Here is a 20,104-nt window from a genome sequence, read left to right on the forward strand (position 1 = left end):
TACTTCCTTGCGGCGCCACAGGTCGCACGCGATCGATCATCGAGATGTCGGAGTAGTCCGCTGACCGCATGAACTCACGTTCACTCCCCCTGTGGCGGGGGTCAGGTATCCGGACGTACCGGTCAATTCTGCCAGTATCAGCCCGCATCCGCGAAATCGCGGTCGAGCAGCAGCATGCGTTCCTCGATGGTGGCCGGCACCTGCGTCAGCTCGGCGCTGACTCCCGCATCACGCAGCACTTCCCGGACCCGGTCCGGTGCGGCCGCGACGACCCGCACCGCGCGCCCGTCCAGGGTGGCAGCCAATCCGGCGTCGCTGAGCGCCGCGAACGCCCGGGTCCAGTCAGCACATCGGACCGCGACCGCCGTGGTTCCGTCGATGATGTCCGACTCCGTGCCGTGGGCCACCAACCGACCGCGGGACATCAACAGCAGCCGGTCACACTGCTGCGCCTCCTGCATGTAGTGCGTTGTCACCAGCACCCCGACGCCGGCGTCGGACTGGTCGCGGATCGTGTCCCACAAGCGGGCGCGGGCCAACGCATCCACCCCCGAGGTCGGCTCGTCCAACAGCACCGCCGCCGGATCGTGCGACAACGCGGCAGCGAACGCAGCCCGGCGCTGGGCACCGAGTGGTAGCTGCCCGACCAGCCGATCGGCGTACGGCGCCAACTCCTTGTGCAGCACCGGCACCGGGGTGCCATAGGCCCGGGCCACGAAAGCCAGGTTCTCTCGCACCGTCAGATCCCGGTAAAGCCCGAGGCTCTGCGGCACGTACCCGATCGAGCGACGGCGCTCGCGGGTCGGTGGACCGCCCAGCAGGCGCACCGACCCGGAACTGACCGGCAAGAGCCCGAGCAGCATTCGCATCACGGTGGTCTTGCCGGCACCGTTGGCGCCCAGCAGGCCCACCACCTCACCGGCACGCACCTGCAGGGACACGGAGTCGACCGCGGTGAAGTCACCGAACCGGCGGGTCACCTGATCTGCCGACAGCACGATCCGGGCGCTCACGCCGACACCTTCGCCTGTTCACGCTGCAAGGACAGCGCGATCACGATGTCCTCCAGGTCCGGGTCGATCACGGTGGAGCCGGCTGGCGGCCCCTCGCCCGCAGGCCAGTATTCGTGCCGCTGCCGCCCGCGCCGCCACGACCATGGCCCGCGAACGGCCGTGGTCGCGGACGTCACCGTGCCCTCGAACCCGGCCCGCACCTCGTCGTACGTGCCCTGCACCAGCACCCGTCCCTCATCCAGGATGACCAGGTGACCCGCGCGCTCGGCCTCATCGAGATAGGTCGTCGACATCAGGACCGCAGCGCCGTCCGCGGCGCAGCGGGAGATCATCCGCCACAGGTCGATCCGGCTGACCGGATCGACGCCGGTACTCGGCTCGTCCAGGACGACGAGCGAGGGATCGTGCACGATCGCCATCGCGAAGCCCAGTTTGCGTCGCATCCCACCGGACAGGTCCCGCGCGAGCCGGTCCGGGACGTCGGCCAGGCCCGCGGCGGTGAGCATGCGCGTACGTCGATCGGCCCGTTGGCTGCCTGCCATTCCGTAGACGTCGGCAGCGAAGTCGAGGTTCTCAGCGACACTCAGATTCGCCCAGCTGCCGGCGGTGGCCGGCAGGTAGCCGATCTGCGCCTTACCGGGCGCGGACACGGTTCCCGCGGTAGGGATGACCTCCCGGACCAGCGTTCGCAGCAGCGTGGTCTTGCCGGCACCATCGCCACCGACCACGGCGACCACAGTGCCTTCCGGGACCTTCACGGTGACGTTCTGCAGGGCAACGGTGTCTGCGAACTGCACTGTCACGTCGACCAATTCGGCGCTCATGAGGTCACCGCCCCGGCTGGCTGCTTGTCGGCTTTGCGCTCAGGCGCGAGGTCCCGTCGGAACCGCAGGGTGGCCGCACTGAACACCAGGACGGCCATGACCGCCAGCACCAGGAACGGCAGCCAGAGCGAGGTGATCGAGGCTCCGCGCAGCATCACGCCCCGCGAGATCATCGTGAAGTAGGTCAGTGGCAGCAGATAGCCGATCCACCGGACACCCGCCGCCATCGCCTCCAGCGGGAAGATCATGCCGGACAACAGGATCTGCGGCATCAGGAAGAAGATGGCGGTCTGGATCGCCTGCCCGGAGTTCTGCGAGATGGTCGAGATGAAGACACCGATCCCGAGGACGACGAAGAGGAAGAGTGCGGCGCCGAGCGCGAAGACAAGAACGTTGCCGTTGAAGGGAACTCCGAACAGCCACACTCCCAGGACCGTCACGATGATCATGTCGACGGCACCGAGGATGAAGTACGGCGTGATCTTGCCCAGGATGATCGAGCTGGGCCTGATCGGCATGACCGCCAACTGCTCCAGGGTGCCGGCCTCGCGCTCGCGGACCAACCCGATGCTGGTGATGATGGTGCCGATAAAGGTCAGGATGAGCCCGATGATGGCCGGGATCATCACCCACGAGGTCTTCAGGTCCGGGTTGAAGAGCACGTGCACCGAGACCTTGTCGCCCAACGCATTGAGGCGTCCGACCGTCGACTGCGCAGCGAACAGGTTGGAGCCATCGACGTAGACCTGCGGCTTGCCACTGTCGGCGACGAAGACCACGTCAACCGAGTCGTCCCGCAACAGGTTTCGCGCCTGCTCAGCCCCTCCGGACGACTCGGTCTTGCTGATTTCGAAGAAGTCCGGCAGTGCGCTGCTCACCTGCTGGGACTGCGAACCGATCACCGCCGTATGCACGGACGTGACGTAGAAGTTGGCCGCATAACCGAAGACCACGAGGAGCAGCAGCGGCAGCGCCACGATGAGGCCGACGGTCCGCTTGTCACGGAACAACTCGCGGAACTCCTTGCGGATCATCGCTCTCATACTCTTCACCGTACGAGCATCGGCCGACTTATTCAACACTTGTTGATTAGTTGCCGATGGGGCTACTCTCCAGGGGTGAGCCAGGGGTCAAAACGTCGCGGACGCCCCGCCGCCAACGCCGGCGACGGGCGTGAGCGGATCCTGGCGGCTGCACGTAACCAGTTCGCCACCAACGGTTTTCGTGCGGCCACGCTGCGCTCGATTGCGGGCGAGGCAGACGTCGACGTCGCCCTCATCGCTCATCACTTCGGCAGCAAGATGGGGCTGTTCGCCGCCAGCCTGCAGTTGCCGGAGAGGTCGCACGGCTTGTTGGTGTCTTCGCTGGACGGTCCGACCCGCACCCAGGGCAGGCGGCTCACCGCGGCGTACCTGTCGTTATGGGAAGACCCGCAGACCGGACCCCAGATGCAGGCGATCGTACGAGCGGCGCTGGCCGACCCGGAAGCGTCGAGCGCCCTGCAGAACACACTCATCGGTCTGGTCGCGGACCCTGACGTCCAACGCTTGCTGGAGGGTCGGCGCACCGGGTTCTTCCTGGCCATGTCGCACCTGGTCGGTCTCGCGATCCTGCGCTACGTGGTACAGCTTCCGGACGTGGCGCGTGCCAATCTGGACGAACTCACCGGCCGGGTCGCACCGGTGGTCCAGCGGCACCTCACGACCGCGGATTCCTAGCTGCGCGAATCGGTTTGCGCAGGTAGACCACGTCGTCGGGCGTACCCGCGGGCGCTGTCGTAGAACGGAACCCGGCCCGGCGATACATCCGCAGGTTGCGCTCGCTGCGCGCGCCGGTGAACAACACCATCGCCTCACAGCCGGATGGCACGACCGCTTGGATGTGGTCGAGCAGAGCTCGACCCATCCCCCGGCCCTGCAGATCGGGCGCGACCATCAACCGCCCGACGTGCCACTCGCTGCCCTGCTGCTTGCCTCTGACCGAACCCACCAGGCGTCCGTCCGTTGATCGCGCAACGTACGTCGACCACTGCGCGAGCGACTGGGTCAGGCTCTGCGTCGTCTCGTGTTGCGCCGGAATATCCAAGGTCTGGTTGGCGATGCCTTCACTCAGCCAGCAGGCGTGGGTGAGGGTCAGCAACTCCCCGACGTCGGCAGGAGTCGCGAGCCGGATCTGCAGGTCGCCGGCCGCGGTCGCCGCAGCCTCCGGCAGCAGGTCTGGTCGCCGGGCCGCGGTCCGGAGCAATCGCTGCTTATGACGCCACGCAGCGATCCTGCCGTGGTCGCCTGATAGCAGCACTTCAGGCACTGAACGCCCCTGCCAATCGGCAGGTTTGGTATAGACGGGGTACTCCAGCAAGCCATCTTCGTGCGACTCCTCCACCAGGGAGTCAGCGTTGCCGATGACACCGGGGATCAACCGGGCGATCGCTTCGACCATGGCGAGTACGGCGACCTCGCCACCGTTGAGCACGTAGTCACCCAGGGACAGGATGCGCACGTCGTAGTCGCGGGCCGCGTAGTCGTAGACCCGCTCGTCAATGCCCTCATAGCGGCCGCAGGCGAAGACCAGATGCGGTTGTCCGGCCAGTTCACGAGCGGTGGCCTGGTCGAAGCGCTGACCACCAGGGCCCGGGACGATCAGGATCGGCCGCGAGTCAGTTTGTGCCGCAACGTGATCCAGTGCCTCGGACCACGGCTGCGGCTTCATCACCATGCCCGCTCCCCCGCCGTAGGGCGTGTCGTCCACGGTGCGGTGCCGGTCATGGGTGAAGTCGCGCAGGTCGTGCACGCGCAGGTCGATCAGCCCGTCCTGGCGGGCCTTGCCGATCAGTGAGAGATCAAGTGGCGCAAGGTAATCGGGGAAAATGCTGATGACGTCGAGTTGCACGTCACTGCTCACCGAGTTCGAGCAGACCCTCCGGTGGGTCGATGATGACAACCCCTCGTTCGGTGTCCACCTCCGGCACGATCTCCTCGACGAAGGGCACGTACGCCGTGCCACCCGTGGCCAGGGTGACCTCCAGGAGATCCTGGACCGGCCGCGAATGCAGATCCGTCACAGTCCCCACGACCTGACCCGAGGTGTCCTGGACGGACAGACCGACCAGGTCCTCGGCGTACCACGCATCGTCCTCGTCCTCATCCGCAGCGGCCAGCAACCGCACGCCCCGCAGCGCTTCGGCGGCGGTGCGGTCGGGGTGACCTTCGAAGGACAGTAGGTGGATGCCGTTGTGCCCGCGAGCCGTTCGGATCACCAAGGGCCCGACGGCGGCCGGTTCCGTGGTGAACGACTCCCCTACCAGGAAACGATCCTCGGGGCGGTCGGTGTGCAGTTGGACCGTGACTTCACCGCGCAGCCCGTGTGGTTTGCCGATCCGGGCGATCAGGACTTCATCAGCCATCGGCCACCCCCGGGCAGCATGACGCCCGGGCACGAACACGTCGTACCCGGGCGATCAGCATTGGACCGGAGCGATCCACGTCGGTCAGCGCACGCGGTCGGTGTCGACGATGTCGACCCGGACGTTCTTGCCGCCGGCGAGCGCGCCGACAACGGTGCGCAGCGCCGAAGCGGTGCGACCGGACCGACCGATCACGCGGCCGATATCGTCGGGGTGCACGCGCACCTCGAGCAGTTCACCGCGCCGGCCGTTCTTGGCCTGCACGACGACATCCTCATCGTGATCGACGATGCCCTTGACCAGGTGCTCCAGAGCCTCTTCCAGCAAGGTCAGGCCTCGGTGGTCTCGGCAGCGTCGGTCGCCAGTTCTTCCTCGACCTCGGCGCGCTCGGCAGCCTTGGGCTCCTCGACCGGCACCGCGACCTCGTCGGCAGCGTCCGCCTTCTCGGCCTTCTCATCAGCCTTGGTCTCGGCCTTGGCGGCCTTCTTCTTGGCGGTGGTCGCGCCGTCACCGGCAGCGGCATTCTGCGAAGCGGCGAGCGCGGCTTCGTAGAGGGCCCGCTTGTCCGGGCGGGGCTCGGCGGTCTTCAGCGTGCCCTCGGCACCCGGCTCGCCCTTGAACTTCTGCCAGTCACCGGTGATCTTCAGCAGGGTCTGCACCTGCTCGGTGGGCTGGGCGCCGACGCCGAGCCAGTACTGCGCACGCTCGGAGTCGATCTCGATCAGGCTCGGCTCTTCCTTGGGGTGGTACTTGCCCAGCTCCTCGATCGCCCGACCGTCGCGCTTGGCGCGGGAGTCCATGACGACGACGCGGTACTGGGGGTTGCGGATCTTGCCGAGCCGCTTCAAACGAATCTTGACAGCCACTGTCGTGGTTCCTGCTTCCTCATCTTGTGGCGCACGGCGAGACCGCAGATGAGTGCGGGGAACCGTACGTCGGGGGTAGGCGCACCGGCGGACGCCGGGCGGGTACAGCTCCCTAGTCTGCCAGAGGAGAGCGCGTCCCCGGAAATCCGCGGCTGGACGACCCCGTCATCATCACATTTTGTTATCGACTCTCCTGGTCATCGTTATGATCGAGGGGTGAGTCTGATCGGTTTTCCCAATCCCGTGAACGAGAAGGCAGCCCGCACGGTTGCTGCTGTCGTCGCGATCACCAGCATCGTGATCCTCGCGACCGGCTGGCTGTGGCTGCTCATCCCCCTGGCCTACGGCTTCTGGGCCCGGGTTCTGACCGGCCCGAAGCTCAGCCCGCTCGGCGCCTTATCGATGAAGGTCATCGCGCCGCGCCTCGGTGAACCGGTCTACACCCCCGGGCCGCCGAAGCGCTTCGCCCAGGGCATCGGCGCGGCCCTCACCACCGTCGCCGCCATCACCGGCCTCGCGTTCGGCTGGACCGGCTTCGCCCTGGTCCTTGTCGCGATCCTGGCGGTCTTCGCCACTCTTGAATCCGTCTTCGGTTTCTGCGCAGGCTGCTTCGTCTTCGGCCAACTGATGAAGATCGGCGTGATCCCGGCCGATGTGTGCGAGGAGTGCAACAACATCTGGGCCCGCCGCGACCGGTTGGCCGCCGAGGCCGCGGAGGCGACCAGCCACTGACGGCGACGACCCCCACCTCCTGAGAAGAGGTGGGGGCCGCCGTGTCGGGTGGGCGCAGCCGGAATCAGTCGTCGTCCGACTTGTCCTCGAGGCTTTGCTCGTGTTCGCCGACGGCGTTGTTGAGGTAGCGAATCTCGACCTTGCCGGTGCCGACCTCCTCGGTGAGATCGTGGATCTCGGGACCGGTGCCGCCGACAGTGCGAGTGGTATCGACCAGCGGTGTAGGCGTCTGTCGGACCGCTGGTTTGTCGGGCACCACCGGTGTCTCACGCACCGTCGACTTCAGTGGATCAACGCTCGGATCCTTGACGACCGGGCGAGTCTTCGACGCGTCGACCACCGGCGCAGGGGTCTGACGCACCACCGGCTTCTCGGGCGCCACGGGCTTGTCACGCACGACGGGCTCGCGGACGACCGGCTTCGCGGGCACCACAGGCTTGTCCCGCACGACGGGCTTGTCACGCACGACGGGCGTCTCGCGGACAACCGGCTTCTCGGCCGCTTTCACCGGAGCGGGACGTACGGCGTGCCGGGTGACCTCGTCCTCCACGGCCCGCCGGCGCCATAGGAGCCACCCCAGGAGCGGCAGTAACACCAGCGGCAGCAGCAACCACCACCAGGGCGACGCCCCGCTCTTGCCACCGGCCGTCGCAACCCCAGTAGCAGCCACGGTGGTGGCCGCCGAAGTGGCCGTTGTTGCCGCAGGCGTCGTCGTCGTGGTCTCGGTGGTGGTCGTGGCCTCGGTCGTGGTGGGCGCCGCGCTGGTCGTGGTGGTCGCGGTCGCGGCAGCGCCACCGGTCGCTGTCGCGGTGGGTGCAGCGGTAGTCGGCGCCGCCGAGGTAGCCACGGCAGCGGTGCAACCGAACGCACCAAGGGTCGCCTTGTCCACGACACCCGAGGCCGCCACGTTGTGCGCGGATTGGAATGCCTTCAGGGCCGCCAGCGTCTGTGGCCCGAAGCGGCCGTCGACGGGCACGCCGAGGGCGCCTTGCAGGACCCGGACCTCCTGGCCCACCGATCCCACCCGGAGTTGGCCCGTCACGCTGCACACTGCCGGCGCCGCCGGTAGCGCGTTCGCGCTGGTCAACCCGACGCCGACGAACGCAGCCAGGGCGATCGGCACCACTGCTCCGGCGGCAAGAAAGCCAGACCTCATCGTCATACGAGATTCACCCACGGCGAACCCACCTCTTCCTCGGTGACCGATTGTCATTTGTTGGGGTTGTTGTGGTTGAAGCGTCGACGCCAGGAGGGTTTCGTCTCGTCCTCGTCGATCTCCTCAACGCGAGCGCCCTCGACGTGAGCGCCCTCGACGCGCGGGCCCGCAGCGCGGGTGCCCTCGACAATGCGCACCTCCTCGGCGGCGAGGTGCTCGGTCTTGCGTCCCACGACGTTGTCCTGCGGATGCTGACCGGTCTGAGCATCGACGAACTGGGTTGTGGTGGCCTCCCCGCCGACGAACCGGGCCGTCGTCTGCGTTGCTGCGCCCTTCAGCTCCCTGCTGTTGGTGACGACGGTCTGGTTCTCCTCGACGACCCGCTTGACCTCCTTCTCCACCACCTTGCGGACGTAGACCGGCTTTTCGACGACGATCTCGACGACCTTCTCCACTTCGACCTCAACGGGCTTCTCAACGACCCGCTCCTGGAAGAACTTCACTTCCTTCTCGACGACCTTCTCCACGATGCGGGGTTTCTCGACGACCTTCTCAAGGACCCGGTCGACGGCCTTCTCGACGACCTTCTCCACGATGCGCGGCTTCTCGACGACCTTCTCGACAACCCGATCCACCGGCTTCTCGACGACCTTCTCCACCACGTTCGGCTTCTCGACGACCTTCTCGACAACCCGATCCACTGGCTTCTCGACGACCTTCTCCACCACGTTCGGCTTCTCGACGACCTTCTCAACAACCCGATCCACTGGCTTCTCGACGACCTTCTCCACCACGTTCGGCTTCTCGACGACCTTCTCCACAACCCGATCCACTGGCTTCTCGACGACCTTCTCCACCACGTTCGGCTTCTCGACGACCTTCTCGACAACCCGATCCACTGGCTTCTCGACGACCTTTTCGACGATCTTCTCGACCGCGATTTCCTTGGGCCGCTCGACGACCTTTACTACCGGCTTCTCGACGGTAATTTCGACGATCTTCTCCACCGGCTTCTCGACGGTCTTATAGACGATCTTCTCGACGGGTACCTCGATGATCTTCTCGACGATCTTCTCGACCGGCTTCTCAACGGTCTTGTAGACGATCTTCTCCACCGGCTTCTCGACGACCCGCTCAACGATCTGCTGGACGGGCACCTCGACGACCTTGTCCACGACCTGGACCACGGGCTTCTCGACGAGCCGGGTGACCGTCACCGGCTTCTCGACGACGTTGTCCTTGACCTGGACGATCAGCTTCTCGACCAATCGCTGGACCTCGACCGGCTTCTCCGACACGTTGTCCACGACCGTGACGACCAACTTCTCGATGAGTCGCTGGACCTCGATCGGCTTGTCCTTGACGCTGTCGACGATGGTGACGACCGGCTTCTCCACCAATCGCTGCACGGTGTGTGGCTTATCGACCACGTTGTCCTGGATCGTCACCACGGGTTTCTCGACCAGCCGGCTCACGCTGGCCGGTCGGTCCACCACCTTGTCCACCGTCGTCACGACGAGCCGTTCGACCGAGCGCGGCACGTCGACCTGCTTGTCCACCACCTTCTCCACCGGCTTCTCGACGAGACGCTGGACGGTAAATTCGCGGGGGGCGACCTTGTCGGAGACGTTGAGCTTGCCACCAGTCGTTATGTCATCAGCCATGCCAGTATCCTTCGTTTCGCGCTATAACGTGACTCAGCAAAACGCTGCTCCACGCTGACCGAACAGATGCTCCAGATACATGCGTCCAGTGAGGGCGCTCAAGGTTGTCGGTCACATACTTGCGACTCTAGTAACGAGACGATGCGTACCGAAACAAGTTTGATAAAGTAGAACGAAACTTGGCGAAATCGTTTGAAATTGATGATGCATTCTGATCCTGATTGATTAGCTATGGTGGAATCATATTCAAAAGCGACCATTACTTATCTTTTAGTAGCGTGCGTATTTGCGGGCCGAGCGTTCACTGACTATTTGCTGAACGTACGCTGGCGATTTGCCCAACGGGTCGGCGACTGGGGCTGAGATGGCGGTGCTTCATCCGTCACTTCCAAGGAGCTCGCATGTCCCTTCGCACCACCACCCGCGTCGCCTGCGTCGGCGCCCTGGCCGCCGCGATCGGCGCAACCTCGATCGGCGTCGCCGCCTCCACCAGCGGCGACAGGAGCAGCGCCGCCCGGCATGCCATCAACGGTGGCAGCGCCCGCAACGTCATCCTGCTGATCGGTGACGGGATGGGTGATTCCGAGATCACCATCGCGCGCAACTACCAGGTTGGCGCCAACGGCCGCCTGGCTCTGGACACCCTGCCGCTGACGGGCGCCTACACGACCTACTCCGTGCAGCAGTCCGATCCGAGCAAGCCTGACTATGTGACTGATTCGGCCGCTTCGGGCACGGGCTGGGCCACCGGCCACAAGTCCTACAACGGGGCGATCTCGGTGCTACCCAACGGCAAGCCGGTCCCCACGATCCTTGAGCTGGCCAAGAAGAACGGCTACCGCACGGGCAACGTCACAACCGCCGAGTTGCAGGACGCCACGCCCGCCGTCCTTGCTTCCCATGTCATCCAGCGCGACTGCAAGGGGCCGCAGTCCATGACCAAGTGCGCGGTCAACGACCTGAAGAACGGCGGTGCTGGTTCGATCGCCGAGCAGTTGGTGCAGACCCGCGCCGACGTCACCTTCGGCGGTGGCAAGCAGTACTTCGACCAGACCGTGCAGGCCGGCAAGTACCAGGGCCTGTCGGTGTGGCAGCAGGCACAGACCCAGGGGTACACGTTGTTGACCGACGCGGCCGGCCTGGCCGCCCTCCCCAACAATCCCAAGGGTCCGGTGCTGGGCTCCTTCGGCAAGAACAACCTGGATCTGGAGTGGGTCGGTCCGACGCCGACGACGACCGGGACGCCCAGCACTGCGTGCCAGGTCAACGCCGCCCGGGACCAGAGCCAGCCGCACCTGTCCCAGATGGCCGGCAAGGCGCTGAACATCCTGGACCGACAGAGCTGGGGGCAGCGCAAGGGCTTCTTCCTGCAGATCGAGGGAGCATCCATCGACAAGCAGGACCATGCGGCCAACCCTTGTGGGCAGATCGGTGAGACGGTGGAGTTCGACAAGTCCGTCAAGCTTGCCCTGGACTACCAGCGCCGCCACCCCGACACCCTGGTTGTGGTCACGGCCGACCACGGGCACACCAGCCAGATCGTCGAAACCGGTTCCACGACAACGGGAGTCACGGCGACCCTGCGCACCCACGACGACGCCGACATGACGATCAGCTACGCCACCGCGCCCTACGGTCAGTCCCAGCAGCACACCGGAACGCAGGTGCGGATCGCTGCCGCCGGCCCGCAGGCCGCCAACGTGTTGGGCGTGACCAACCAGACCGACCTGTTCCGCACGGTCGGTCGCGCGCTGCGTCTGCGGTGACCGATCGGCGTACCTGAATCATCGACGTACGCCGAGCGCCCGGGTGAGATTCCTGCTCACCCGGGCGTTGGTCAGTCGATGGGCGATGCCGTCGGAGCATGCCGCTCCAGGAAGCGGTAGACCTCGGTGTCGTCGACTCCGGGGAACACCCCGGGCGGCATGGCGGCCAACAGGTGGGAGTGCACCCGGGCTGAGGGCCAGGCCTGCCCATCCCACCGCTCCGACAACTGGGCCGGCGGTTGCGTGCAGCACGCCGGGTCGGGGCAGCGTGACACGGAACGATGCTGGGTCTCCCTGCCGCGGAACCACTTCACGTGTTGGTAGGGCACGCCGACGTTGACCGAGAACAACCCGTCCGGTGTCCGATCCACCAACGCGGTGCACCAGTAGGTCCCGGATCGGGTGTCGGTGTAGGCCTTGAACGCCTGGGACAGATCCGGTTGCTCGAAGACACGGCGGGCCGTCCACGACCGACACACCCGCTGGCCCTCGATCGCCCCGGAGGGGTCACTGGGGAACTGGATGCCGTCATTCTCATAGGCCTTGAAGATCACGCCGTTCTGCGCGATCCGCATGAAGTGCACCGGCAACCCCAGGTGCTTGGTCGCGAGGTTGGTGAACCGGTGGGCCGCCGTCTCGTAGGACACCGCGAAGAAGTCGCGCAAGTCCTCGATGGCAATGTCCTTGTCCTGCATGGCCGTTCGCAGGTACTGCACGGTCTCCTTCTCCGGCATCAGAAGGGCAGCCGCGAAGTAGTTGATCTCGACGCGCTGGCTGAGGAACTCTGCGTAGTCAGCAGGGACCCGGTGACCGAGCACAAGGTGCGCCAGCGCCTGGAGGGCGAGCGACCGCGAATCGTGTTGTCCCGCTTCAGGTTGCGGTAGGTAGATGCGCTGGTTCTGCAGATCGGTCACGGTCCGGGTCGAGCTGGGCAGATCGGAGGTGTGTACCAGCGTGAACCCCATGTGGGCTGCGAGCCGGTCCACCGATGCCCGACTGATCGGACCGCCCGCGTGGTTGATCGAACGAAGCATCTCGGCAGCCGCTCGTTCGATGTCGCCGAAGTAGTTGTCTGCGGCGCGCATCCGCTCGCGCAGTTCGAGGTTGGCGCGGCGCGCGTGCTCAGGAGTGGCCGCCTGATCGGCCTGGGCGGCGGTCATGGCTTCGTGCATCCCGACCAGCGCTTCCAGCGCCTCCTGGGGCAGCCGCGGGCCGATCTTCACCTTCGGCAGGCCCAGAGATTCGTAGGCCTCACTGCGCTGCGCTCGTTCGAGTTTGATCTCCAACGCGGCTCGCCGGGTCGGTGGCGCCGCCGCGAGCAGATCCGGCACGCTGGTTCCCAGCGCGTGCGCGAGGGCAGTGAGCACCGACAGACGAGGCTCCCGTTTTCCGGTTTCGATCAGCGAGAGCGCCGATGGGGACATTCCGACCGCGTCCGCGACATCGGTCAGAGTGCGCTGGGACTGCTGGCGAGCGTGCCGCAGGCGCCGCCCGAGCGTGAGCGGGTCAGGCGTGGCGCGACTGTCGGCCGTGGCCACCGGCGTCTCGTCCGGCGTCGTCAACCGGCCGGTAGGCGTCGGTGCTGTCGAGGTCATACGGACAGAATTGCCACTCTTGACGCCGGATCGAACACCCTTGGGTCGGGAAATACTCGCCATGCGACGACGATAGCGCAAAAAACGACGATCTTTACTCGAAAACTCTGCGGTAATCGGCGCAGCCGCCATGCACAGTGTTAATCACGAAACGAAGCACCACCGACGAGGATGGGAAAGACAGGGAGCCATGAGCAACACCAACGCCCCGAGCATTGCCGACCAGGAAGCTGCACTGCAGAACGACTGGCACACCAACGAGCGCTGGTCCGGCGTGCGCCGTGACTACACCGCTGGCGACGTCATCAAGCTGCGCGGCACGGTCCAGGAGGAGTTCACCCTGGCCAAGCGCGGTTCGGAGCAGCTGTGGGAGAAGCTGCACACCGAGGACTACATCAACGCGCTCGGCGCCCTGACCGGCAACCAGGCCGTGCAGCAGGTCAAGGCCGGCCTGAAGGCCATCTACCTGTCCGGTTGGCAGGTCGCCGGTGACGCGAACCTGTCCGGTCACACCTACCCCGACCAGTCGCTCTACCCGGCCAACTCGGTCCCGCAGGTCGTGCGCCGCATCAACAACGCTCTGCTGCGCGCCGACCAGATCGAGTTCTCCGAGGGCATCAAGACCGTCGATGAGTGGGTCGTGCCGATCGTCGCCGACGCCGAAGCCGGCTTCGGTGGCCCGCTGAACGCCTACGAACTGATGAAGGCCATGATCGCGGCCGGTGCCTCCGGTGTGCACTGGGAGGACCAGCTGGCCTCGGAGAAGAAGTGCGGTCACCTCGGTGGCAAGGTGCTCATCCCGACCCAGCAGCACGTGCGCACCCTGAACGCCGCCCGCCTCGCCGCGGACGTCGCCGGTGTGCCGTCGGTGGTCATCGCGCGCACCGACGCCGAGGCCGCCACCCTGCTGACCACCGACGTGGACGAGCGTGACCAGGAGTTCCTGACCGGTGGCCGTACCAACGAAGGCTTCTACGAGGTGCGCAACGGCATCGAGCCGTGCATCGCCCGTGGCCTGGCCTACGCGGAGTACGCCGACCTGCTGTGGATGGAGACCGGCACCCCCGACCTGGAGCTGGCCAAGAAGTTCGCCGAGAGCATCAAGGCGAAGTTCCCCGACCAGATGCTGGCCTACAACTGCTCGCCGTCCTTCAACTGGAAGAAGCACCTGGACGACGACACCATCGCCAAGTTCCAGCGTGAGCTCGGCGCGATGGGCTTCAAGTTCCAGTTCATCACCCTGGCCGGCTTCCACGCCCTGAACTACTCGATGTTCGACCTGGCCCACGGCTACGCCCGTGAGCAGATGGCGGCCTACGTCAAGCTGCAGGAGGCGGAGTTCGCTTCCGAGGAGCGCGGCTACACCGCCACCAAGCACCAGCGCGAGGTCGGCACGGGCTACTTCGACCTGATCTCCACCGCGCTGAACCCGGAGAGCTCCACCACGGCGCTCGCCAACTCGACCGAAGCGGCCCAGTTCCACTAAGCCGCAACGGTTCGGGGCGGCGTACACCAATCGGTGAACGCCGCCCCGACACGCACCACCCGGTCCCCCGCGGTCAACCTGGCTCCGGTCGCGGGGGCCCGGGTCACACATCTCGACCCGCGAGCCAGGAACAACCCAACCCATACGCCACACGGCACCAGTAACGGCCCTTGAGCCAGCAAGGAAGAGCTATGAACGGTCAGCGTCGGACCGCCACGATCCGTGGCGCGCTGCAACCCCGATTCGAGGAGATCCTCACTCCTGAAGCGCTGGAGTTCCTCGCCGTACTCGACGGTGCCTTCGCCGGGCGCCGCGCCGAACTGCTGCAACTGCGGCGCGAGAAGGCCCGGGCCATCAATGCCGGTGCCAACCTCGACTTCTCCGAGCTGACCGCCGAAATCCGTGACGACGCCTCCTGGAAGGTCGCCGAGCCGGCTCCCGGCCTCACCAACCGCCGCTGCGAGTTGGTGTCCCAGGTGACCCGCCGGATGGCCGTGCACGCGCTGTCCTCGGGCGCCAACGTCTGGGTCGCGGACCTGGAGGACTCCACCGCGCCGACCTTCGCCAACGTCATCGGCGGCCAGGTCAACCTCAAGGACGCGGTCGACGGCACGCTCTCCTACGTCGACTACGAGGACCGTGACGTCAAGCCCACCGGCGACCGGCCCACGATCGTGCTGCGCCCCCGCGGCTGGCACCTGTGCGAGAAGCACCTGAGCGTCGACGGCCGCCCGTTGTCGGCAGCGCTGGTGGACTTCGGTCTCTACTTCTTCCACAACGCCCAGAAGCTGATCGACCAGGGTTTCGGACCGTACTTCTACCTGGCCAAGATCGAGTCGGCCGAGGAAGCGCGCCTCTGGAATGACGTGTTCAACCTGGCCCAGGACGAGTTGGGGATCCCGCGCGGCACCATCCGCGCGACCGCGCACATCGAGACGATGACCGCGGCCTTCCAGATGGACGAGATCCTTTACGAACTGCGCGAGCACAGCGCCGGCCTCAACGCCGGACGCTGGGACTACATCTTCAGCTACGTGCGCACCTTCGCCCACCGCGGCGTGGAGTTCGTGCTGCCGGATCGCGAGCGCATTACTGCCAGTGCGCCGTTCGTGCGAGCCTGCACCGACCTGATGATCGCCACGTGCCACAAGCGTGGTGCGCACGCCATCGGCGGTCCGGCCAACGTCAACCCCTCGCGGCAGGACGAGACCAGCCGCATGCGAGCCTTGGCCCAGGTGCAGACCGAGAAGGAGCGCGAGGCGGCCGAAGGGTACGACGGCTCGTGGGTCGCGCACCCGGCGCTGGTGGCGATCTGCCAGGAGGCGTACGACGCGGTGCTGGGTGACAAGCCCGACCAGCGCGACAAGATCCCGACGGTGAACATCACCGCGCAGGACCTGGTGTCCCTTGACGGCCTGGTCCAGACCATCACGCTGGAAGGTGTGCGCAGCAACATCTCGGTGGCGCTGCAGTACCTCGCCGCGTGGGTCGGTGGCCGCGGCGCCGTCGCGATCGACAACCACGTCGAGGACGCGGCGACCGTCGAAATCTGCCGGGCCCAGTTGTGGCAGTGGCTGTTCCACAAGTCGCAGCTGGCTGAAGGCCCGGAGGTCAACCGTCAGTTGCTGGACCGGATCGTGACCGAAGAGGTCAACAAGCTGACCCGCAGCCTTCCGCAGACCGAGAAGAGTGCCTACGAGGCAGCGCGCGGTGTGCTGGAGGAAGTGGCCTTCGGCAGCTACCTGCCCGGCTTCTTCACGCCGTACGCCTACGTGCGTTACCTCACCGAGCGTCCGCTGCAGATGAGCGGCACGCTGGCTCCCGAGGATCTGCGCCAGTCGGAGAAGGTCTCCGTCCCCGCCTGACGCACGATCTGCTCCACCGCTCCACCTTATTGACGCCGTACCGACGCGGAACGCCAGTTCTCGCGTCGGTACGGCGTCAAAAACGTTCGGGGTGCAGCTGCGCCATCCCTACCGCAATCGCTTTGCAGCGCAGGGCAATCGCGGTGATCCGACGGGCATCGATAGGCCGTGTGGTGTCGACCTGTATCGATACCCCATCGGTCGGCTCACGACCGACGCGCGCTGTACGAGCGGGGTCGAAGCCCGCCCGGTGAAGGTCCGCCGCCGTGGGCAGCTCGCTGCCGCAGACGACCGCCCCCACCGGTGACACGGACATCAGACTGCTAATGACCTCCGGCTGCGGGACGACCTGCTGGTCGAACAGTGGAACGCCAAGTTCCTGGCCGAGCCGATAGGCGAAGTCAGCGCCCAAGCTCGAATCGACAAGTACTGCAACGCGTTCCGGCTCGTGCGGGACGTACGGCGTGCCAGGCCATTCCTCGATCGTCAGGGCGTGCATGTCATGGTCCCGCCACGCCTGCCCATCCGGTCCGTCCAGCCGCAGCATCCGGCGCACGGTCCCCTCACGCCGGAAACCCAACGAGCGCAGTAGTCCTGCGGATCGTTCGTTGCCGGGTCGGACGTTCGCCTCCACCCGGTGCAGACCCATGCCGTCCGGCATCGGGGTCAGAGCCAGCCCGATGACCAGCCGCAGCCCTTCGGCGAAGAGTCCGCGGCCGGCGTACGGGTCATAGGCGTCGTAACCCAAGGTGCCTGAATCGAACCGGCCACGAACGACGTTGGTGACATTGACTTTTCCGACGATGCCGTGCGAACCGGCCGGATCCAGCGCATGGATCAGGAAGGTGCGATGCTCTGGCGACTGACGGGTCAGGTGCCACTCCAGGTCGGCCGCGTTGACCGGATTCCATTGACCGATCCGTTGTTTGGACAGCCGCACCGCCTCCCGGTAGGCAGCAACGTCTGCGGAGGTAGCGGGTGCGACCCGTACCCGGACACCGTGGGCGGCCAACTGCGTCGTCGGCCCCGACCACCAACTCACCAGCTCCGCCCCCGCAGGATCACGTGCTGCGGAGCGGCGAGCACCCGCACATCCCGGCGCGGATCGGACTCGTAGACAACCAGATCGGCACTGGAACCTTCCTCGATCGCCGGTCGCATCAACCACGCACGCGCCTTCCACGTCGCAGCGTCCAATGCCTCCAGCGGCGTCAGTCCGGCCTGGGTCAGCGCCTCGACCTCCTGGGCCACCAGGCCGTGGGGCAGCTGGCCGCCGGCGTCGGTGCCTACGTAGATGTCCAGCCCGGCGTCGTGGGCCGCGGCGATCGTCTCGAAGCGTCGCTCGTAGAGATCACGCATGTGCGCGGCGTACCCCGGGAACTTGGCCTGCCCCGCGTCGGCGAACTTCGGGAAGTTGGCGATGTTGACCAGGGTCGGCACGATCGCGATCCCCCGCTCGGCAAAGAGGGCGATCGAGTCCGGCGTCAGACCCGTCGCGTGCTCGATGCAGTCGATCCCGGCATCGGCCAGGTCGAACAACGACTGCTCCCCGAAACAGTGCGCCGTCACCCGCGCGCCCTCCTCGTGAGCAGCTGCGATCGCCGCCGGCAGCGACTCGCGTGGGAACGACGGCGACAAGTCGCCGACATCGCGATCGATCCAGTCCCCCACCAACTTCACCCAGCCATCCCCGCGCCGGGCCTCTCGGCGTACGTACTCGACCAGTTCGTCCGGCTCGATCTCGTGCGCGAAGTTGCGGATGTAGCGGTGCGTACGAGCGATGTGCCGCCCGGCCCGGATGATCCGCGGCAGGTCCGCACGCTCGTCGATCCAGTGGGTGTCGTACGGGCTGCCCGCATCCCGCAGCAGCAGCGCCCCCGCGGCGCGGTCGGCGAGCGCGTGCTCCTCAGCGCGTTCGGGAGGTACGCCGCCCGTCGCTTCCAGCCCGACGTGACAATGCGCGTCGACCAGACCCGGCAGGACCCAGCCATCGATGGACACCGCCTCGCCGGAGGTGGGCGCCGAGAAACTGATCCGCCCGTCGATCACCCACAGACCGTCGCGCTCTTCGTCAGGACCGAGCAGAACCGGTCCGGTCAGGTGCAGCGGCGGTGCAACGGAACCCATAAACGCGACCTTAGTCACCTGCTCGCGTCACGCTGAGCGCACATCGGCCTCGTTGTATCGGGCCAGCAGGTCGGCGAAGACCGCAACGTCCGACGTACTCCAGTCGACCAGCCGCTCGGCGACCGTGGCTTGCTGCGCGGCCAGAGCCTCCGCAGTCACGCGTTCGCCGTCCGGCGTGAGCTCGAGCGGCTTGCCCTCTCGGCCGCCGCTCCCGGTCCGTTGCAGCAGACCTCGTCGGACCAGCGCCGTCAGTTGCCTACTGGCCGTGGACTTGTCGATCCGCGCCGCATCGGCGAGATCTCCCGCCAGCACCCCGGGGTTGTCCTGCACGATGCGCAGCAGGGTGAAATCGACGTAGCTGAGGTCGGGATGCATGTAGCGCGCATCCGCGCGCACCCGGCGGGAGAACGCGATCAACCCACCCAGGACCCGCGCCTCGTTGCGCTCCCGGTCCTGCCGTGACGTATCTGACCTGGGTTGTGCTGCAGTCCTCATGAGTTGTATATTACAACTCTATTAGTTGCACTTTACAACTCAGGACGAGAGAAGGACCGTGTCGCACACCGCGCAGACTCCACCCACCATGCGAACTGTGCTCTCGCACATCGCTGTTCCGCTGATCATGGGTGCGGTCATGGCCCTGGCCTACCTGGGCGGTTTCCACCACCCGTCGCCGGACCACCTGCGCATCGACATCGTGGGATCCGGCCCGACCGCTACCGCCACCACCCAGAAACTGCAGACCGCCTTCGGCGATGCAGCCGATCTGAAGCTGGTGTCCTCGCAGGCCGAGGCCACCAACAGCATCGAGCACCGCGACCTCGCCGGCGCGTTCGTCCTGTCCCCCACCAAACCCGCGTTGCTAGTGAGCACGGCGGCCTCGGACACCCAGGCGGTCACCGTCGAGCGGATGTTCCAGCCGGTCGCTGCCGGCGCCGGTCTGCCCCTGGACATCAGGGACGTTGTCCCGGTCGACCCCGACGCTGACCCGAGTGGGCAGTCACTCTTCTTCTACCTCGTTGCCCTGACCGTCGGCGGGTACGGCACCGCCATCGCTATCGGTGTCGCGGCGGCAAGCAAGCCGATGCGCACCCGGATCGGCCTGGGCGTCGGTGCTGCCGCGGTCAACACCATCCTGGCCACCGGGATCGCGACCCTCGTCTTCCACGCGCTGCCGTCACACCAGTGGCAGATCGGTCTGCTGGCCTTCGTCTACTGCCTTGCGGTCATGGCGTTCGGCATCTCGCTGCACTCGCTGATCGGCCGGTTCACGACCCTGGCCATGGTGACCCTCTTCGTCGGGCTGAACTTCACCACCAGCGGTGGCGTGTTCCCACCCGCCCTGCAACCGGGCTTCTTCGCTGCGCTGCACCACTTCTGGATCGGCGCGGGCCTGAACGAAGCCGGCCGCAACCTGATCTACTTCCCCGACCTGGGCATCGGCTCCGACGTGCTGAAGATCGTCGGCTGGGTTGTTGTCGGTGGTCTGCTGCTGGGCCTGGCCACGCTGCGCGAGCGGGCCGCCCGCCGGGCTGGCGAGGTCGTCGCACCGCTCAGCGAGACCGAGATGATCGATGAGGAGAACGAGGAAGAACTCGTCGGCTGAC

Annotated in this window: 19 protein-coding genes; 6 read left to right on the top strand and 13 right to left on the bottom strand. The window is 66.3% G+C overall.

What is annotated here, in order from left to right; genetic code table 11:
- Positions 1-137: 137 nt before the first annotated feature.
- Genes AZH51_RS16635 through AZH51_RS16645 form a run of 3 tightly spaced genes read right to left on the bottom strand, consistent with a single transcriptional unit; the run spans position 138 to position 2,880 of the window.
- Positions 138-1,013, bottom strand: coding sequence for an ABC transporter ATP-binding protein (locus AZH51_RS16635; RefSeq protein ID WP_291525973.1), 876 nt, complete (start codon positions 1,011-1,013; stop codon positions 138-140).
- Positions 1,010-1,837, bottom strand: a complete 828-nt coding sequence (locus tag AZH51_RS16640; RefSeq protein ID WP_291525974.1) for an ABC transporter ATP-binding protein — start codon at positions 1,835-1,837, stop codon at positions 1,010-1,012. The genes AZH51_RS16635 and AZH51_RS16640 overlap by 4 nt, the downstream gene beginning before the upstream one ends.
- A complete protein-coding gene (locus AZH51_RS16645) occupies positions 1,834-2,880 on the bottom strand; it encodes an ABC transporter permease (RefSeq protein WP_291525975.1) in 1,047 nt (348 codons plus the stop codon). The genes AZH51_RS16640 and AZH51_RS16645 overlap by 4 nt, the downstream gene beginning before the upstream one ends.
- Before the next feature lie 75 nt (positions 2,881-2,955).
- Here AZH51_RS16645 and AZH51_RS16650 point away from each other — a divergent pair, with 75 nt between their 5' ends.
- A complete protein-coding gene (locus tag AZH51_RS16650) occupies positions 2,956-3,555 on the top strand; it encodes a TetR/AcrR family transcriptional regulator (protein WP_291525976.1) in 600 nt (199 codons plus the stop codon).
- Here AZH51_RS16650 and trmD read toward each other — a convergent pair.
- The 4 genes from trmD to rpsP form a co-directional block, all read right to left on the bottom strand.
- Positions 3,536-4,726, bottom strand: coding sequence for a tRNA (guanosine(37)-N1)-methyltransferase TrmD (gene trmD / locus AZH51_RS16655; RefSeq protein WP_291526062.1), 1,191 nt, complete (start codon positions 4,724-4,726; stop codon positions 3,536-3,538). The two genes, AZH51_RS16650 and trmD, sit on opposite strands and share 20 nt — an antisense overlap.
- Position 4,727: 1 nt before the next feature.
- Positions 4,728-5,240: a ribosome maturation factor RimM gene (gene rimM / locus AZH51_RS16660; RefSeq protein WP_291525977.1), complete on the bottom strand. Its 513-nt coding sequence runs from the start codon at positions 5,238-5,240 to the stop codon at positions 4,728-4,730.
- An 84-nt stretch (positions 5,241-5,324) separates the two neighbouring features.
- The gene (locus tag AZH51_RS16665) at positions 5,325-5,567 is read right to left on the bottom strand and encodes an RNA-binding protein (protein WP_291525978.1); all 243 of its coding nucleotides are present in this window, start codon (positions 5,565-5,567) and stop codon (positions 5,325-5,327) included.
- A gap of 2 nt (positions 5,568-5,569) precedes the next feature.
- Complete coding sequence (rpsP, locus tag AZH51_RS16670) at positions 5,570-6,106, bottom strand: 30S ribosomal protein S16 (RefSeq protein ID WP_291525979.1); 537 nt, start codon at positions 6,104-6,106, stop codon at positions 5,570-5,572.
- A gap of 216 nt (positions 6,107-6,322) precedes the next feature.
- Between rpsP and AZH51_RS16675 the strand changes: the two genes are divergently transcribed.
- Positions 6,323-6,838, top strand: a complete 516-nt coding sequence (locus AZH51_RS16675) for a DUF4395 domain-containing protein (protein WP_291525980.1) — start codon at positions 6,323-6,325, stop codon at positions 6,836-6,838.
- Between the two features lie 64 nt (positions 6,839-6,902).
- On the opposite strand, the gene AZH51_RS16680 is transcribed toward AZH51_RS16675, so the two are convergent.
- Entirely contained in the window at positions 6,903-7,994 is a 1,092-nt protein-coding gene (locus tag AZH51_RS16680) for a peptidoglycan-binding protein (protein ID WP_291525981.1), read from the bottom strand.
- A gap of 53 nt (positions 7,995-8,047) precedes the next feature.
- Positions 8,048-9,658, bottom strand: a complete 1,611-nt coding sequence (locus AZH51_RS16685; protein WP_291525982.1) for a hypothetical protein — start codon at positions 9,656-9,658, stop codon at positions 8,048-8,050.
- Positions 9,659-10,059: 401 nt separating this feature from the next.
- Here AZH51_RS16685 and phoA point away from each other — a divergent pair, with 401 nt between their 5' ends.
- Positions 10,060-11,424 (top strand): alkaline phosphatase, encoded by a 1,365-nt coding sequence (phoA, locus tag AZH51_RS16690; RefSeq protein WP_291525983.1) that lies wholly within the window; start codon positions 10,060-10,062, stop codon positions 11,422-11,424.
- 71 nt (positions 11,425-11,495) lie between these two features.
- Here phoA and AZH51_RS16695 read toward each other — a convergent pair whose 3' ends face one another.
- Positions 11,496-13,019 carry a helix-turn-helix domain-containing protein gene (locus AZH51_RS16695; protein ID WP_291525984.1) on the bottom strand — a complete coding sequence of 508 codons (1,524 nt, stop codon included), beginning with the start codon at positions 13,017-13,019 and terminating at the stop codon, positions 11,496-11,498.
- 190 nt (positions 13,020-13,209) lie between these two features.
- On the opposite strand from AZH51_RS16695, the gene aceA reads away from it, so the two are divergent.
- A complete protein-coding gene (gene aceA, locus AZH51_RS16700; protein WP_291525985.1) occupies positions 13,210-14,505 on the top strand; it encodes an isocitrate lyase in 1,296 nt (431 codons plus the stop codon).
- Positions 14,506-14,696: 191 nt separating this feature from the next.
- Complete coding sequence (aceB, locus tag AZH51_RS16705; RefSeq protein WP_291525986.1) at positions 14,697-16,370, top strand: malate synthase A; 1,674 nt, start codon at positions 14,697-14,699, stop codon at positions 16,368-16,370.
- Positions 16,371-16,446: 76 nt separating this feature from the next.
- Here the strand turns inward: aceB and AZH51_RS16710 are convergent, their stop codons facing one another.
- The 3 genes from AZH51_RS16710 to AZH51_RS16720 are packed head-to-tail and all read right to left on the bottom strand — an operon-like array spanning position 16,447 to position 18,992.
- The gene (locus AZH51_RS16710; protein WP_291525987.1) at positions 16,447-17,412 is read right to left on the bottom strand and encodes a GNAT family N-acetyltransferase; all 966 of its coding nucleotides are present in this window, start codon (positions 17,410-17,412) and stop codon (positions 16,447-16,449) included.
- Positions 17,409-18,497: an amidohydrolase family protein gene (locus AZH51_RS16715; protein WP_291525988.1), complete on the bottom strand. Its 1,089-nt coding sequence runs from the start codon at positions 18,495-18,497 to the stop codon at positions 17,409-17,411. Before AZH51_RS16715 ends, AZH51_RS16710 begins: the two co-directional genes overlap by 4 nt.
- A gap of 27 nt (positions 18,498-18,524) precedes the next feature.
- The gene (locus AZH51_RS16720; RefSeq protein WP_291525989.1) at positions 18,525-18,992 is read right to left on the bottom strand and encodes a MarR family transcriptional regulator; all 468 of its coding nucleotides are present in this window, start codon (positions 18,990-18,992) and stop codon (positions 18,525-18,527) included.
- 88 nt (positions 18,993-19,080) lie between these two features.
- Here AZH51_RS16720 and AZH51_RS16725 point away from each other — a divergent pair, with 88 nt between their 5' ends.
- Positions 19,081-20,103 (top strand): hypothetical protein, encoded by a 1,023-nt coding sequence (locus AZH51_RS16725; protein ID WP_291525990.1) that lies wholly within the window; start codon positions 19,081-19,083, stop codon positions 20,101-20,103.
- The last annotated feature ends 1 nt before the right edge of the window (position 20,104 follow it).

Origin of the sequence: Branchiibius sp. NY16-3462-2, from assembly GCF_001594145.1 — a bacterium.
Classification (GTDB): domain Bacteria; phylum Actinomycetota; class Actinomycetes; order Actinomycetales; family Dermatophilaceae; genus Branchiibius.